Source organism: Photorhabdus bodei, assembly GCF_003287735.1.
GTDB classification, from domain to species: domain Bacteria; phylum Pseudomonadota; class Gammaproteobacteria; order Enterobacterales; family Enterobacteriaceae; genus Photorhabdus; species Photorhabdus kayaii.
This window is the reverse complement of sequence record NZ_NSCM01000024.1, coordinates 48,700-63,279: the sequence shown is the minus strand read 5'-3', so window position 1 is coordinate 63,279 and position 14,580 is coordinate 48,700. Positions and strand designations below refer to the sequence as shown.

Sequence of the window (14,580 nt, the reverse complement as noted above, 5' to 3'; positions counted from 1 at the left end):
GCAATAGCAACAAGATACGACAAACTTGAGCGAAATTATGCCAGTATGGTTGCCATGGCTTTTATGATGATGTGGTTACCCATGTGGGCTGTATAAGTTATGTACACGAAACGTCAACAGTCCCTAGGAACGAAAATAGATAAGAGTATAGTTATAGTAGATAAGGAACATTTACCTACAAGTGTGTCCTCGACATTTAAGGCTGGAAAATATGAAACTGTTATTACACAAGAACCTGTAACATTATTTAGAAAATTTGGTGGTGTTAATGATCAAGCCAAATTAGATGGTGGTTACGCAACAACCACACAAAATGCAGGCAGAAATGAAACTGCCGTCTATAAAAACTGGAGTACAACTCGATTTGAGGCTGAGATAGAAGTACCCAAAAATACTAAGTTAAACATTGGTTCTGTTGGGGAACAACCACCTTTGAGTAATAATCCTAAATACATGGGTGGAGCTGATCAAATTCTACTACCACGGAATTATCCTATGGATTGGATTAAATCAATACGAGATGGAAAAACAGGTAATGTTTACACTTACGAAGAATTTAAGAAAACATTTCCAGATCAAATAACAAATAAAGGAAAATAAAATGTCAATAAATAAAGATATGATAGAAATCGCAAGATTAATATCCTTATTGAAACAAGTCGTTACGTATTTAAAAGAATCAGGAAATGGAGAGTCATCTTATGCATACTTAATAAAATCCATTAATATTCTTGAGAACAAAGCAAGTAATGGTATGAAGAATTTATACAAATATATTATGAATGATTTCAGAATGATGGGGGATAGGGGCCAATATGGGGAAGATATAGACCCAATAACAGATGAAATTTACGCAATTATAAGCAACAACCCATTGTTCACTAAGTGATAATGCGTTGTTGCGGATAATAATGCCCTGAGCTTACCCAAAGGAATGATGGATTACGGTCGATCAGCATCCAGTCTGGCTACCGCTATGTTAAATGAAGGTAAATCCCCTCAAGAGATTTCAGCGGCATTGTCAAAACATGCCAAAGGCGATCACCCGGAAGGACAAGATCCGGTAAGAGGATTATTAGTCAGTTAGGGAAATTGGCTAATATTTCCGTAGGTTCTCATCCGCACATGTTGCGCCATGCCTGTGGTTTTGCACTTGCAGATAGGGGGATAGATACTCGGTTGATACAAGATTATCTTGGGCACAGCAATATTCGCCATACTGTGCGGTATACTGCCAGTAATGCAGAGCGTTTCCACGGTGTTTGGGGTGTAAAAAGGAATCGGAGTCGGGAATTACACTTTGATTATGTCCCACAGGAAAATGCTTGTTCAATTGAATAAGTGATTCTGATGTATGCGCCTATTAAGGCGCATACATAAAAACCATCTGTAGAGTTAACTTCTCTTCTTCTTGCTGATTGACGGGCAATGATTTTATTAATGGCAAGTGAGTTATTGGTTTACCAAATCTGTTAAACCGAAGATAGACAAAAAACGATGGCAGAAAAAATGTGAGTAATCTCAAAAAATTGTGATTTTATTTCACATAAGTATTGAATGAAAATTAGTCATGTCCCACACTCGTTGAAACGTTTCAGTTTTTTATCTCTTTTTTCTTTTATTGGACTTAATGCTTTTTTCTCTACGTAAACTGAAACGATTCTATTTTTGGTAATAGGGAGAAAATTATGTTCCAGTTGGCTCTGCAAAATATCCATACTGGCGCAATTGCAACCAGTAAAGAGGATGCCATTCGCCAAGTGGCGGCCATGTTAGCCGCGAGTGGTAACGTCAGTGATGCCTATGTTGACGGCATGTTGCAACGTGAAAAGCAAATTTCCACCTACCTTGGCAACGGTATCGCCATTCCGCATGGCACGCTAGATACCCGTGATCTGGTCATGAAAACCGATGTACAGGTATTTCACTTTTCACAGGGTATTGAATGGGATCAAGGAGCGATGTGTTATGTGGTTATTGGTATCGCCGCGCGTTCCGATGAGCATTTGGCACTACTGCGTCAGTTAACACACTTACTGAGTGATGATCGTATTGCAGAGCAGCTAAAAACGATTGAGTCAGCACAGGCACTACATAGCTTGCTAATGGGAGAAGTTCAGCAGGCTGAGTTTAAATTCGATACCAGCTTGATCACGTTAGATGTTAATGCCCGCGATCTGATGACATTACAGGCATTGAATGCCGGGCGGTTACAGCAAGCGGGGGCCGTGGATACGACCTTTGTCAGCAAAGTGATTAACAGCAAACCACTGGATCTTGGGCAGGGCATTTGGCTCAGTGATAGCCCCGCCGGTAACTTAACCAGCGCTGTGGCAGTGAGCCGATTATTCACGCGGGATAACGAGCCGGTGGTGATGTTGCTGACGGTTGCGGTTGCTGACGACCAACCGCTAAATGTGTTGCACCACCTAAGTAACTTGCTATTAGCACAAAAAGCGGAATGTTTGCTGAAAGCTGATGCGCCGACAGTGCTGACATTACTGACCAGTGGCGTACTGGCGCAGAGCGCCATATCCAGCGGGGAATTTGTCCTGTGCAACGAACATGGCTTACATACTCGCCCAGGTGCTCTGTTGGTTAATGTTATCCGGCAATTTTCCAGTGAAATTACCATCATCAATCTTGATGGTGCCGGTCAACCGGTAAACGGCCGTAGTCTGATGAAAATCATGGCATTGGGCGCTAAAAAAGGCCATCGGCTTCATGTTACTGCCAATGGTGATGATGCGCGGCAGGCGATAGCGGCCATTGGTGAAGCGATTACTTCCGGTTTGGGGGAGGGGCAGCGAGAGTAGAAATCCCCAATTTGCCGTGATAATGGGGCGCGTCGATCTACAACCCTTTTAGCTAACAGCAGGAGAAGCATAATGAAAATGCTGATTATCGTTGATCCTTCACTCGGACTTGCCGGAAGTTATCTGGTGAAAACAATCCTCAGTGCCGCTGCGGCGGAAAACGGACTGATACTAACAGAAAATCCAGCAGAGGCCGATTTGGTGGTCGTGACTGGCAGTCGCATCCCCACCGATAACACATTGAACGGTAAGCTTGTTTATCTCGGCGACACGGAACAGGCATTGCATGCGCCGAAAAATTTCTTTCAGCAGGCAAAAGCTGACGCGAAGCCGTATCAGATACCGGCAACTGACATCAGTTGTGATACAAAACGGATTGTCGCGGTGACTGCTTGTCCTACAGGGGTAGCGCACACCTTTATGGCCGCGGAGGCCATCGAAACCGAAGCCAAAAAGCGCGGTTGGTGGGTAAAGGTGGAAACGCGCGGCTCAGTAGGTGCGGGCAATGTTATTACGCCGGAAGAGGTGGAAAAAGCGGATCTGGTGCTAGTCGTTGCCGATATTGACGTAGATCTGGCGAAATTTGCCGGAAAACCGATGTACCGTACCTCCACCGGGCTGGCGTTGAAGAAAACAGCGCAAGAATTTGATAGAGCGCTAGCCGAAGCCAGGTTTTTCGAATCGGAAGGGCAATATGTTAAAACTGACCGGAGGGAAGAGAATACCGGTATCTATCGTCACTTGTTGACGGGCGTCTCTTATATGTTACCGATGGTGGTGGCGGGTGGCCTGTGCATTGCATTGTCATTTGCTTTTGGCATCACTGCGTTTAAAGAATCGGGTACATTGGCGGCGGCGTTAATGCAAATCGGTGGTAGCTCAGCTTTTGCTCTGATGGTCCCTGTACTGGCTGGTTACATTGCTTTCTCGATCGCTGATCGCCCAGGTCTGACACCCGGTTTAATTGGCGGCATGCTGGCAACTAGCACGAACGCGGGATTTATTGGCGGTATTATTGCGGGTTTCCTCGCCGGTTACGTAGCGAAGTTGCTTAACACCAAAGTGAAATTGCCGCAGAGTATGGCAGCATTGAAACCGATCTTGATCATTCCGCTATTTGCTAGCCTGATCACCGGCCTGATTATGATTTACGTTATTGGTAAACCTGTCGCCGGTATCATGGCGGGGCTAACGTATTGGCTTTCTCATATGGAGACAACCAACGCACTCCTGCTAGGAGCCATTTTAGGCGGGATGATGTGTGCTGATATGGGGGGAGCGATAAACAAAGCTGCCTATGCGTTTGGTGTCGGCTTGCTTAGCTCGCAAACCTACGCGCCAATGGCTGCCATTATGGCGGCGGGGATGGTTCCCCCGCTGGCTATGGGAGTGGCGACACTGATTGCCCGGCAGAAGTTCGATAACGTTCAGCGGGAAAGTGGTAAAGCCGCATTGGTGTTAGGTTTATGTTTTATTTCCGAAGGCGCGATTCCCTTTGCTGTCCGTGATCCGATACGTGTGCTCCCATGTTGTATCGTTGGTGGTGCGGTGACGGGAGCCATCTCTATGGCAATAAGTGCGCAATTAATGGCACCGCACGGTGGTCTGTTTGTGCTGTTGATTCCAGGTGCTATCACACCAATACTGGGTTATTTGATGTCGATTATTGCCGGTACTTTGTTGGCGGGATTGATCTATGCACTGCTTAAGCGTCCAGAAACGACCACAACTAAAACATAAAAACAGAAATTATTAGTTATCAAACTAAAATCATTGAAATTTAAGAAAATTACCTATTTATTCGTGACCTCATTCGCATTTTTGCTATTTTCCGATTGTTATTTGCCTCCTTAAATTGGATATAAATATATTCAAAAAAATGAAGAATTATTATGAGTCATGGGCTGCTTAAAAAAGAGGGGGTTGCACAAGCGTGCCTGGCACGTTATCTGCTAGGTGAGCGCTGTGGTAATCGGTTGAAAACGATTGAAGAGCTGTCATCTGACTATGGGTTATCTGTTGGGTTAGTTCAGTTTGCATTAAAAAAACTGGAGAGTTCTGGCGCGGTTTATGTAGAACGACGGGGGCGCAATGGTAGCTATTTGGTCAGTATGGATCACAAAGCACTGTTAGCCCATGCTGATATTAGTAACGTGGTTTGTGCAATGCCGCTGCCTTATACCCGATTGTATGAGGGGCTGGCAAGCGGTCTGAAAGCGCAATTTGAGGGCATTCCATTTTACTTCGCCCACATGAGAGGTTCAGATGCTAGGGTGGAATGCTTGCGTAAGGGTATTTATGACTTGGCGGTGGTATCACATTTGGCGGCGCAAACTTATCTGGAACAAGGTGATGTTTGTACTGTGCTTGAATTGGGACCACATACCTATGTTGGTGCACACCAACTGATTTATCGCAAAGGAGGTGAACATAATATCCGTCGTGTTGGGCTGGATCATCGTTCCGCCGACCAGAAAATCATGACTGAAGTGTACTTTGCCGGGCAGGATATCACGTTGGTGGATATTTCTTACCACGAGAGCCTGTATAAGGTAGCGAAAGGTGACATTGATGCCGTGATCTGGAACGTCAGCAGAGAAGTTGAACTCAGTTCCAGGGAGCTTATTGCAGTACCGCTCCATGGAAGTGCCTGTTTTATCCGAGCCTCTGAAGCGGTGATTTTAACCAGAGCTGATGATATTCTGATGCAACAACTTTTACGTACGATGGTAAATACAACAGAATTATTAGTTCATCAACAACGTGTACTGGCAGGTCAGCAGGACCCAAGCTATTAATTCGGTATAGATGGCGTTAACGAATGGAAAATCGACTGAATCTGCTCTATCAGGGAAATGTCATTGATCAGGATATTCATGATGGCATGTTACAAGTTGTGGCTCAGCTTGAAAACGATTGGGAAATTCCTGTCAGGAATGCGTTAGGAGAAATAGTAATAACACATATGGCCAACGCGTTAATGCGCTCACGCCGGGGAGAACAAATCAGTTCAATGGATATTGAACTGCTGATGGAAGTGCGTCAATCGAGAATCTTTTCTCATTTGCAAGCGATTAATGCTTCGCTATTAGTACATTTTGACGTGCAATTACATCCCTGTGAGGAGGGGTATCTGCTGGCAAACTTGTTTAGCCTTTGGGCGGCAAAGGGGCAGTGATAACACGACAACAGAGATGAAGGATTTTTTTTTCCATCAAATATTCAAAAAAATGATGATTTAACATCTAACTTATTGCAGTGGCATTGATCGCCGAAGGAGTACAGGAGGTACAGCATGTTTATACATGCGCTGAACAAACAAAATCCGGCACTGATTGAGGCAGCTCAGACATTATGGGCGCGAGGGGTCTTACTGCCTGATACTTATGTTATTGACGTTGATCAGGTTTTAGAAAATGCCAGACGATTGCTTGCGGTAGCGGAGCATTATGGTATTGCTCTCTATCTGATGACCAAACAGGTTGGGCGTAACCCTTGGTTGGCTCGTAAACTGATGGAACTGGGTTATCAGGGTGTCACCGCAGTGGATTTTAAAGAGGCCAGAGTCTTGATGAGTGGGAAAATCCCGGTGACTCATGCAGGCCATCTGGTACAGATCCCTCGTAATATGCTCTCCTCGGTGATGCAGCAACATCCGGAAGTGATCACAGTATATTCTTTAGAAAAAGCGGAGGAAATTTCCAGTTTGGCGCGGCGTGAGGGAAATGTGCAACGCATTATGCTGAAAATCTATGATGATCATGATCATTTATATCCAGGTCAGGAAGCGGGTTTTCACTTGTCGGAATTGCACACCATCGTTCAGCGCATCATGGCAATGCCCGGTGTAAAACTGACGGGGTTGACACATTTTCCTTGCTTGTTGTGGCAAGAGGATCAGCAGCAGACACTGCCAGCGCCAAACTTATTTACTTTACTGAAAGCAACAGACATTTTACGACAAACTGGGGTTGAGGTGACGCAGATAAATGCGCCGTCGGCGTCAAGCTGTAGCACACTGCCGCTACTGGCAAAATATGGCGTTACCCATACCGAGCCTGGACATGCGCTAACAGGAACAATCCTTGCCAATTTTCGGGGAGAGCAGCCAGAACGCATTGCTATGCTCTATCTGACGGAAATATCCCACCGATTTAACGGTAACAGTTACTGCTATGGGGGCGGTTATTACCGTCGTGGACGGGCGCATAACGCGCTGATATTCCTGCCAAACGGCCAGATCACCGCCACGCACCTGTTACCGATGGATGACACCAGCATTGATTACCATTTTCCTTTGAGCGGTGAATTTCCGGTCGGCTGTGTTGTCGTGCTGTGCTTTCGCACCCAGATATTTGCTACTCGCAGTGATGTGGCGTTGGTTAGCGGTATCCAGTCAGGGCATCCGGTCTTGGAAGGGCTTTATGACAGCCAGGGAAACCCTATCCCGAATTAATGGAGAAAATGGCCTGTGAACAGACGCAGTTCCACTCTCTTCGTCTAAGGACTTTTTTACTCATGACCCAGAAAAACAGAATTGATGCATCTGGCTATACCTATGCACATGAGCACCTGCATCTCGATTTATCGTCATTTAAAAACAGCATTGACTGCCGGCTGGATCAGTACGACCTGATTTGTGAAGAGATGAAAACACTGGTCGGCTTGGGTGTACACAATATTGTGGAGATGACCAATCGTTACATGGGACGTAACCCACAGTTTATGCTGGATTTGATGCGGGACTCCGGCATTAATGTAATAGTTTCAACTGGCTATTACCAATCTGCCTTTTTTCCTGAACATGTAGCACATACCACAGCTCGACAACTGGCGGATGAAATGATCGCTGAGATTGAACAGGGTATCGACGCTACGACGCTGAAAGCCGGAGTCATTGGGGAAATTGGTTCCAGCAAGGGGGTAATTACGCCTGATGAAGAGAAAGTATTTTATGCTGCGGCGATAGCCCATTTGGAGACCGGGCGTCCTGTTTCGACCCATACGACATTAAGCACAATGGGTCTTGAGCAACTGGCATTACTGAAAAAGCACGGTGTAGATGCTGAACGCGTAGTGATTGGTCACTGTGATCTTAAAGATAATCTGGACAACATCTTGCGCATCATTGAACAGGGGGCCTACATCCAGTTCGACACGATTGGCAAAAACGATTACTACCCGGATGAAAAGCGGATCGCTATGTTACAGACCCTGGCCCAACGTGGCTTGCTTAACCGCGTCATGTTATCGATGGATATTACCCGTCGTTCTCACTTAAAAGCCAATGGTGGCAATGGGTTTGCTTATTTAATCACCACCTTTGTGCCGATGTTAAACCGGGCTGGATTAACGCAAACCGATATTGATTTGATGTTACGTGATAACCCAACGCTATTTTTCAACTAAAGGAAAAACATATGAGATTTGTTATTGGAGGACAAATTGAGAAAGAAAAAATTGCTGAAACTTTACGCCGTCTGGCCGGGGATAAAACCTTATCCATTACCGTGATGGGTGACATAGATGCCGCTATGGCGCTTAAGAGTGGTGATGCGGATTACTACTTGGGAGCCTGTAATACCGGTGGAGGCGCTTTGGCAATGGCAATTGCGATTGTTGGTATTGACAAATGCGCCACCATCAGCATGCCAGGGAAGATCCTGCCTGATGAAGAAATTATTGCCCATGTTAACGCCGGGAAAACGGCATTTGGTTTTACTGGTCAGGATATAGACGCGGTTATTCCGGTGGTTATCAAGGCTATTCTTTCTTCATGAGGACAGGAAAATGGAATATGAATTTTTCACCCGTTTAATGGAAATTGATCCATTTAAAGCGGGTTTATTGTCGGTGATTGGTGGGATATCTGCCATGATGGCTAACCGCGGTATTGCAGTATTTCATGATGGGCTACGTCCTTTAATGCCGGAACATCTGGAAGGGCGTATGAATCGTAAAACCCTGGCTGCCACCAGTTTTGCCCTAAGTTTTGGGTTAGTTATCGGCTTTGGTATTCCGTTCTCGCTGACCGCCCCGATTATTCTGGTGCATAGCTTATTATTGGGAACCGATGTCATCGGTACCTGGTGTGCAAACAGTAAAAAAGGTTTCATACTTTCCGCTGTCTTGGGAGCGCTATATGCCGTTGCCTTGATGACCGGTTTACGATCTGTTGTCGATATCTTTGCCCATTTGCCGGTTAATTTCATGGGTAACCTGAGTAAAGTTGGCGATCCTATCGTAGCCTGCTTTGCACTGTTTCCTGCGATTGTTGTGGCCTATCAATACGGATATGGCAAAGGAATATGGGTACTGATTGCGACATTGGTGGGGTATATCGCGACGAAAGCGATAGGATCATTGAGTTTTGGTGGGGCTCTGAGCAAACCGGTGCAATTGGATCCTAACGGGATAGCCCTGCTGATCTCAATGATTGTGATGTTCTACTTTGCTATGAAACAGCGTGCTCCCAAAGCCGGCGAGGGATCTGCTCCGGCTAAAGGTGCGAATGAGACGCTGGTTGGACTATTCTCCACGCGGATACAGCGCATTCAAAATAACATCTGGTTGCTGGTATTAAGTGGTGGTTTGACTGCGGTAGCGGCTTCGATGTCACTCAGTCTGCTGGCGGAAGGTCCGGTATCACTGCAACTGATGGCGCAGGGGGAAGGGGCTAACGCCATGTTGGTGGCGCTTGCCAGAGCGATCAGCTTTGTGCCGTTAGTCGGTATGACAGCCATTGCGACTGGGGTTTATAGCCCGGTCGGCATGAAGTTCGTGTTTGTCGCCGGGTTAGTCACCAATAATCTGTGGATTGCCTTCATTGCCGGTAGTTTGATTATGTTTATAGAAATCAAACTGCTGGCGAGAATTGCTATCTGGTTGGATAAATATCCCGGAGTCAAAGCTTGTGGTGAGCATATTCGTACTGTTATTACCCGCATGTTAGAAGTTGCCTTATTGGTGGGGGGAATGATGGCTGCCAACGCCATTCTGCCGGGCATGGGATTTATGGTGGTGGCGGGTATTTATCTACTCAACCGTACGGCTAAACGTCCTTTGGTTGAAATGGCGATTGGGCCGATTGCAACGATTGTGGTTGGTGTGCTAGCTAACGTCATCTATCTGTTGGGCATCAGCTAATTGAATATACCCGTCATCTTTCAAGCTGCCTCTTTGTTGGCTGCACTCACTCACCCCGGTCACATAGTTATCTATGCTCCCGGGGATTCGCTCCCTTGCCGTCGCGATGCGTCTTGAAATCCATAGGGTATAAATTTTCCCCTTTATTTTGTGATGATAAAAATAGAGGGGAAGCACGAGAGAATAGATAATGCGGGAGAGCCGATATTGAACACCTATCCATTACTTAGTCTGAATATGGAGCAGGCGCAGCACAAGCAGTTTCGTTTAGTTGATATTATCTGCCGCTATTTTCCAGGTGCGGATTTTCTCACCACAGGAGATTTAGGGCTGGTGCCGGGATTGAACCGGCCACAGATAACGCAACGCGTTGAACAGGTCATTGCCGATTTCTTTTCTGCTGAGGCTGCTGTGTTAGTACAAGGGGCGGGAACTGGGGCAATACGTTGTGGGTTGTCGGCATTACTTAATGCGGGCGATAGCCTGCTGATTCATGATGCGCCGTTATATCCTTCGACAGCGGTTACTGCCGAGCAGATGGGCTTGCATCTGGCGCGGGCCGATTTCAATCAATCCGAACAAATACAGGCTGCGATTTTGCAACATTCACCGGTAGCGGGGTTGGTACAACACACGCGGCAGAAAATTGATGATGCTTATGAGCTGGCAGACGTTATATCACTGTTGAATGCTGCATCACTACCGGTTCTGGTTGACGATAACTATGCTGCCATGAAAGTGGAACGAATCGGTTGTGAATGGGGGGCTATGTTATCGGCCTTCTCCAGCTTTAAACTGTTTGGCCCGCAAGGTATCGGTGTTGTGGTAGGTCAACAAGCGGCAATAGAGCGCATCCGGCGTAGTATGTATTCCGGTGGCAGTCAAGTACAGGGATTTCAGGCATTGGAAGTATTGCGTGGATTAGTATTTGCTCCGGTGATGCATGCTGTGCAGGCACAGGTGAGTGAAACATTAGTGGTCCGGCTTAATCAGGGAATCATACCGCAGGTGAAACAGGCGTTTATCGCCAATGCACAATCGAAAGTATTGCTGGTGGAGTTTTATGATGAGATTGCCGAACAGGTACTTCATGTTGCTCATAAGCTTGGTGCACTGCCATATCCGGTGGGCGCTGAATCAAAGTTTGACATTCCGCCACTGTTTTACCGGTTATCTGGTACATTCCGTCAATCTGATCCCACGTTAGAGAGACGGATGATAAGGATAAATCCTAATCGAAGTGGTGCGGAGACAGTAATAAGGCTCCTGAGTCAAAGCTGTGCACAGGCCGCTTCCTTGCTACACCCTCAACCACTCCCGATATACCGCTTTCCATCAGTATGAGAGGCAGACAACAAGCCCGTTCTTGGGTCTCGTTTTCATTTTGCCGGCGCGTGTGACGATGCTCGAAGTTGTGAAACACTATACGGGACTAACGTCCCGTCGAAACTCCCCTCCCGCCTTGTGTCGGCGAGAGTACCCTCTTAAAGGAAAAGATGGGGAAATCGATATCAAGGCTCAAGGCTTATAAATCCTGAATTAATGTAAAGGTCGGCGATGTCATTAGTTGTATCCCTCATTATTACCTGAATGATCAATAGAATTATTAATAATTAACAGTAAAATCGATTATTTATAATATAAAATGACCTATTGATAGAAAATACCTTGATGGAACATAGAGATCATACCCTTTTTCTTTGCAAAGTAATCGTAACTCAGTCAATGAGCTGACGGACAGTTTTTGGTAAATACTTTCAAAATGTTTTTCCACCGAGTGGCATGAAACATTCATTTCAATGGATGTTTCATTATTATTCATACCGCAGCAAAATAGAAAAATAACCATCCACTCTTTCTCATTTAACAAATCATTAGGTGGTCTGAGACTGGCTGACGTTGGTATATTGTCTTTAATATAATGATAAACTGTAAAGTGCTCTAATTCTCTGGCGTGAGAGATAATGCCAATACAGTGATTATCCTCACTCATCAATGGATATTTTTCGCAGAAATAGGATTTAGGTGGCCGACCATTACCTTGAGGATAAGTGCCGACAGAGCATACTTTCTGCATACATTCTAAGACCCTGCGGTCATGTTCTTTAAAGTGATGAGCAAAACCATTAACAGGTATTGGTAATTCGTCAACGCTATACCCTATAATATTAAAGTTTTCCGGTAACTTAATGACTTTAATAAACTTGGTATTTGCATAAATAAAGCGGGATTCCTTATCTTTTACAAACCAAGGATCGGGGCTTCTGTCCCATATATGTGTTAATTGACGAGTAATAAAAGGGACTTCTTTAAATCCTGATTTATTCATAAATATCCTTTAAGATAATTATTGCTTTTTTGAATTATTGAATGTAAATATATCATTGAAAGCAAAGCATATTTCCATAGGGTTGTCTATTTTATCAATAAATAACTAACAAAGGTAGTATGTAGAAACTGGGAAATAATACGTAATCTAAGACAATAAAAACCTTTCTGGGATATAGTGATCAAAATTATTGGCTCGGCAATACTCTTCCAACTGTTGACTGGAGTGAATCCCGATTTTATGATATATCCTTGACATATGTTCCTCAACCTCATGATAGGCGATATTCAATATTTTCCCAATCTGTTTTTTGGGCTGTTTCTGTAAGAAGAGAAAGATAATATCCCACTCCCGATGAGTAAAAAGATCGGAGGGGGGTTGGAGTAGCATGGATGACGGTAATTTATCATAATATTGATGTAGGTAGGTTAATGAATACTCTTTAGCCTTCCACATATGGTACATAACTCCCATACAATTACCATTGTCATGATAAAGAGGCAACTTTTCACAAAAATAGGATGACAAAATTTGCTCTTGCCCAAAAACATGGGTTTCAAGTGAACAGACTCTTTCGCCTTTAACCATGACATTTTGATCGTGGAGAATAAACTCCTTGGCGAATTCAGCACCATCCCAGGGCAGTTCATGATCATAAAGCCCTTCATAATCAAATGACTCTTTAAAATTATGAATAAACCTCTTTGTGGCTGAATTACCGTAAATAAAGTTTGAAGAACTATCCTTTATTCCCCACGGTTCATTACTTATTTCCATTGTATTAATAACTTGAGGTGATATTGCATAGTTATTTTTCATATTGGAAAAACTCCTTTATTCTAAAGGTTAAAGAAAAATTCTGTTTTTTGGATGGATAAATTTTTTTGGCATATAGAGATCATAATCATTGGTGCGACAATATTCCTCCAATTGATAACTAGAATGAACCCCAATTCTTCCATATATTCGTGAGATATGAGTTTCAACTGTACGATAAGAAATATTTAACATTCTACCAATTTGCTTGCTGGTATACTTGTGTAACATCAGGAAAATAACATCCCATTCCCGTTGAGTAAAAAGATCAGTCGGTGGCTGGAACATAATATTGGCTGGCAATTTTCCATGAAATAGCCGGGTGAATGAAAAATCCTGAACTTGCCAACCATGATATATAGTCCCCATACAGCTTCTGTCTTCATGATAAAGAGGATATTTTTCAAAAAAATAGGATGACAGAATTTGTTCTTTTCCATGTACATGTGTTATGAGTGAACACATCCTTTCTTCTTTTTCCATCACTATCTTATCATGAATCATATATTCTTTAGCAAATTCGGCCCCATCCCAGGGAAGGTCATAATCATAAAGCCCCTCATAATCAAAAGAGCTTGAAATATTTTGAACATGTTTACATGCTTGGTTGGCATAAATAAAACATGCATTTCTATCCTTTATTCCCCAAGGCTCATTGCTTTGCTTCATTGTATTAATAATCTGAGGTGATATTACATAGTTCTTTTTCATATTTAATGAGAATTCTTATTTATCTAGTGGTTAAAGAAACATTCTACTCTCTGGATGCACAAACCTTTCTGGCACATAGAGATCATAATCATTGGTGCGACAATATTCTTCTAATTGACGACTAGAATGAAGACCAATTCGTTTACATATGCGTGAAATATGGTTTTCAACCGTACGGTAGGAAATATTTAACATTGTACCGATTTGCTTACTGGTATACTTGTGTAACATCAGGAAAATAGCATCCCATTCCCGTTGAGTAAAGCGATCAGTCGGTGGTTGAAATAATATAGACGCCGGAAGTTTTCCATGAAATAGGCGAGTGAATGAGAAATCTTGGGCTTGCCAACCATGATATATAATGCCTACACAGCTTCCGTCTTCATGATAAAGAGGATATTTTGCAAAAAAGTAGGATGATAGAATTTGTTCTTTTCCATGTATATGTGTCTCAAGTGAACATATTCTTTTTTCCTGTTCTACCACTTTTTTGTCATGGACCATGTATTCTTTGGCAAATTCGGCGCCATCCCAGGGCAATTCATGCTCATAAAGCCCTTCATAGTCAAAAGAGCTTGAAATATTTTGAAGACGTTTACATGCCTGATTGACATAAATATAGCGTGTGTTCTCATCCTTTATTCCCCAGGGCTCATTACTCTGCTCCATTGTATTAATAATCTGAGGAGAGATGACATAGTTCTTCTTCATATTAGTGAGAACTCCTTTTAATCTAAGGGTTAAGGGAGCATTCTGCTTCCA

General features: G+C 43.9%; 17 protein-coding genes and 2 pseudogenes. 14 read left to right on the top strand and 5 right to left on the bottom strand.

Annotation, left to right across the window (positions count from 1 at the left end; genetic code table 11):
- The 13 genes and pseudogenes from CKY02_RS14105 to CKY02_RS14050 form a co-directional block, all read left to right on the top strand.
- A pseudogene (locus tag CKY02_RS14105) lies at positions 1–96 on the top strand (IS5/IS1182 family transposase); the annotation flags it as partial.
- 3 nt (positions 97–99) lie between these two features.
- Entirely contained in the window at positions 100–600 is a 501-nt protein-coding gene (locus CKY02_RS14100; RefSeq protein ID WP_112895761.1) for a hypothetical protein, read from the top strand.
- Between the two features lies 1 nt (position 601).
- On the top strand, positions 602–889 hold the full coding sequence (locus CKY02_RS14095; RefSeq protein WP_112895760.1) for a hypothetical protein: 288 nt from the start codon (positions 602–604) through the stop codon (positions 887–889).
- Between the two features lie 48 nt (positions 890–937).
- A complete protein-coding gene (locus tag CKY02_RS24710; protein ID WP_162120653.1) occupies positions 938–1,087 on the top strand; it encodes a hypothetical protein in 150 nt (49 codons plus the stop codon).
- Positions 1,069–1,341, top strand: a pseudogene (locus CKY02_RS14090) (tyrosine-type recombinase/integrase); the annotation flags it as partial. The gene CKY02_RS24710 and the pseudogene CKY02_RS14090, both read left to right, overlap by 19 nt.
- A gap of 347 nt (positions 1,342–1,688) precedes the next feature.
- Positions 1,689–2,816, top strand: a complete 1,128-nt coding sequence (gene fruB, locus CKY02_RS14085; protein ID WP_112895759.1) for a fused PTS fructose transporter subunit IIA/HPr protein — start codon at positions 1,689–1,691, stop codon at positions 2,814–2,816.
- Between the two features lie 72 nt (positions 2,817–2,888).
- Entirely contained in the window at positions 2,889–4,556 is a 1,668-nt protein-coding gene (fruA, locus tag CKY02_RS14080; RefSeq protein ID WP_112895758.1) for a PTS fructose transporter subunit IIBC, read from the top strand.
- A 152-nt stretch (positions 4,557–4,708) separates the two neighbouring features.
- The gene (gene yhfZ, locus CKY02_RS14075) at positions 4,709–5,614 is read left to right on the top strand and encodes a GntR family transcriptional regulator YhfZ (RefSeq protein WP_112876922.1); all 906 of its coding nucleotides are present in this window, start codon (positions 4,709–4,711) and stop codon (positions 5,612–5,614) included.
- Positions 5,615–5,637: 23 nt separating this feature from the next.
- Positions 5,638–5,994, top strand: coding sequence for a PRD domain-containing protein (locus tag CKY02_RS14070; RefSeq protein WP_112895757.1), 357 nt, complete (start codon positions 5,638–5,640; stop codon positions 5,992–5,994).
- A gap of 117 nt (positions 5,995–6,111) precedes the next feature.
- Positions 6,112–7,272: a YhfX family PLP-dependent enzyme gene (locus tag CKY02_RS14065; protein WP_112895756.1), complete on the top strand. Its 1,161-nt coding sequence runs from the start codon at positions 6,112–6,114 to the stop codon at positions 7,270–7,272.
- A gap of 62 nt (positions 7,273–7,334) precedes the next feature.
- Positions 7,335–8,225 (top strand): phosphotriesterase-related protein, encoded by an 891-nt coding sequence (locus CKY02_RS14060; protein WP_112895755.1) that lies wholly within the window; start codon positions 7,335–7,337, stop codon positions 8,223–8,225.
- A gap of 11 nt (positions 8,226–8,236) precedes the next feature.
- Positions 8,237–8,596, top strand: a complete 360-nt coding sequence (locus CKY02_RS14055) for a DUF2620 domain-containing protein (protein ID WP_112876925.1) — start codon at positions 8,237–8,239, stop codon at positions 8,594–8,596.
- Positions 8,597–8,606: 10 nt separating this feature from the next.
- On the top strand, positions 8,607–9,962 hold the full coding sequence (locus tag CKY02_RS14050) for a YhfT family protein (protein WP_112895754.1): 1,356 nt from the start codon (positions 8,607–8,609) through the stop codon (positions 9,960–9,962).
- Here CKY02_RS14050 and CKY02_RS23925 read toward each other — a convergent pair.
- On the bottom strand, positions 9,927–10,139 hold the full coding sequence (locus tag CKY02_RS23925) for a hypothetical protein (RefSeq protein ID WP_146747447.1): 213 nt from the start codon (positions 10,137–10,139) through the stop codon (positions 9,927–9,929). The genes CKY02_RS14050 and CKY02_RS23925 overlap by 36 nt on opposite strands.
- A gap of 30 nt (positions 10,140–10,169) precedes the next feature.
- Here CKY02_RS23925 and CKY02_RS14045 point away from each other — a divergent pair, with 30 nt between their 5' ends.
- A complete protein-coding gene (locus CKY02_RS14045; protein ID WP_112895766.1) occupies positions 10,170–11,306 on the top strand; it encodes an aminotransferase class V-fold PLP-dependent enzyme in 1,137 nt (378 codons plus the stop codon).
- A 289-nt stretch (positions 11,307–11,595) separates the two neighbouring features.
- Here the strand turns inward: CKY02_RS14045 and CKY02_RS14040 are convergent, their stop codons facing one another.
- The 4 genes from CKY02_RS14040 to CKY02_RS14025 all read right to left on the bottom strand — a co-directional run bounded on the left by CKY02_RS14040 (position 11,596) and on the right by CKY02_RS14025 (position 14,529).
- The gene (locus CKY02_RS14040; RefSeq protein WP_112895753.1) at positions 11,596–12,291 is read right to left on the bottom strand and encodes a helix-turn-helix transcriptional regulator; all 696 of its coding nucleotides are present in this window, start codon (positions 12,289–12,291) and stop codon (positions 11,596–11,598) included.
- 147 nt (positions 12,292–12,438) lie between these two features.
- The gene (locus tag CKY02_RS14035; protein ID WP_112895752.1) at positions 12,439–13,110 is read right to left on the bottom strand and encodes a helix-turn-helix transcriptional regulator; all 672 of its coding nucleotides are present in this window, start codon (positions 13,108–13,110) and stop codon (positions 12,439–12,441) included.
- A 27-nt stretch (positions 13,111–13,137) separates the two neighbouring features.
- Positions 13,138–13,818 (bottom strand): helix-turn-helix transcriptional regulator, encoded by a 681-nt coding sequence (locus tag CKY02_RS14030; RefSeq protein WP_112895751.1) that lies wholly within the window; start codon positions 13,816–13,818, stop codon positions 13,138–13,140.
- Positions 13,819–13,848: 30 nt separating this feature from the next.
- The gene (locus tag CKY02_RS14025; RefSeq protein WP_112895750.1) at positions 13,849–14,529 is read right to left on the bottom strand and encodes a helix-turn-helix transcriptional regulator; all 681 of its coding nucleotides are present in this window, start codon (positions 14,527–14,529) and stop codon (positions 13,849–13,851) included.
- Positions 14,530–14,580: the final 51 nt, after the last annotated feature.

Excerpts from the sequence above, each read along its gene's own strand:
- CKY02_RS14050 (WP_112895754.1), top strand. The coding sequence starts at position 8,607 with ATGGAATATGAATTTTTCACCCGTTTAATGGAAATTGATCCATTTAAA.
- CKY02_RS14055 (WP_112876925.1), top strand. The coding sequence starts at position 8,237 with ATGAGATTTGTTATTGGAGGACAAATTGAGAAAGAAAAAATTGCTGAA.
- fruB (WP_112895759.1), top strand. The coding sequence starts at position 1,689 with ATGTTCCAGTTGGCTCTGCAAAATATCCATACTGGCGCAATTGCAACC.
- yhfZ (WP_112876922.1), top strand. The coding sequence starts at position 4,709 with ATGAGTCATGGGCTGCTTAAAAAAGAGGGGGTTGCACAAGCGTGCCTG.
- CKY02_RS14070 (WP_112895757.1), top strand. The coding sequence starts at position 5,638 with ATGGAAAATCGACTGAATCTGCTCTATCAGGGAAATGTCATTGATCAG.
- CKY02_RS14030 (WP_112895751.1), bottom strand. The coding sequence starts at position 13,818 with ATGAAAAAGAACTATGTAATATCACCTCAGATTATTAATACAATGAAG.
- CKY02_RS14040 (WP_112895753.1), bottom strand. The coding sequence starts at position 12,291 with ATGAATAAATCAGGATTTAAAGAAGTCCCTTTTATTACTCGTCAATTA.
- fruA (WP_112895758.1), top strand. The coding sequence starts at position 2,889 with ATGAAAATGCTGATTATCGTTGATCCTTCACTCGGACTTGCCGGAAGT.
- CKY02_RS14060 (WP_112895755.1), top strand. The coding sequence starts at position 7,335 with ATGACCCAGAAAAACAGAATTGATGCATCTGGCTATACCTATGCACAT.
- CKY02_RS14065 (WP_112895756.1), top strand. The coding sequence starts at position 6,112 with ATGTTTATACATGCGCTGAACAAACAAAATCCGGCACTGATTGAGGCA.
- CKY02_RS14025 (WP_112895750.1), bottom strand. The coding sequence starts at position 14,529 with ATGAAGAAGAACTATGTCATCTCTCCTCAGATTATTAATACAATGGAG.
- CKY02_RS14035 (WP_112895752.1), bottom strand. The coding sequence starts at position 13,110 with ATGAAAAATAACTATGCAATATCACCTCAAGTTATTAATACAATGGAA.
- CKY02_RS14095 (WP_112895760.1), top strand. The coding sequence starts at position 602 with ATGTCAATAAATAAAGATATGATAGAAATCGCAAGATTAATATCCTTA.
- CKY02_RS14100 (WP_112895761.1), top strand. The coding sequence starts at position 100 with ATGTACACGAAACGTCAACAGTCCCTAGGAACGAAAATAGATAAGAGT.
- CKY02_RS24710 (WP_162120653.1), top strand. The coding sequence starts at position 938 with ATGGATTACGGTCGATCAGCATCCAGTCTGGCTACCGCTATGTTAAAT.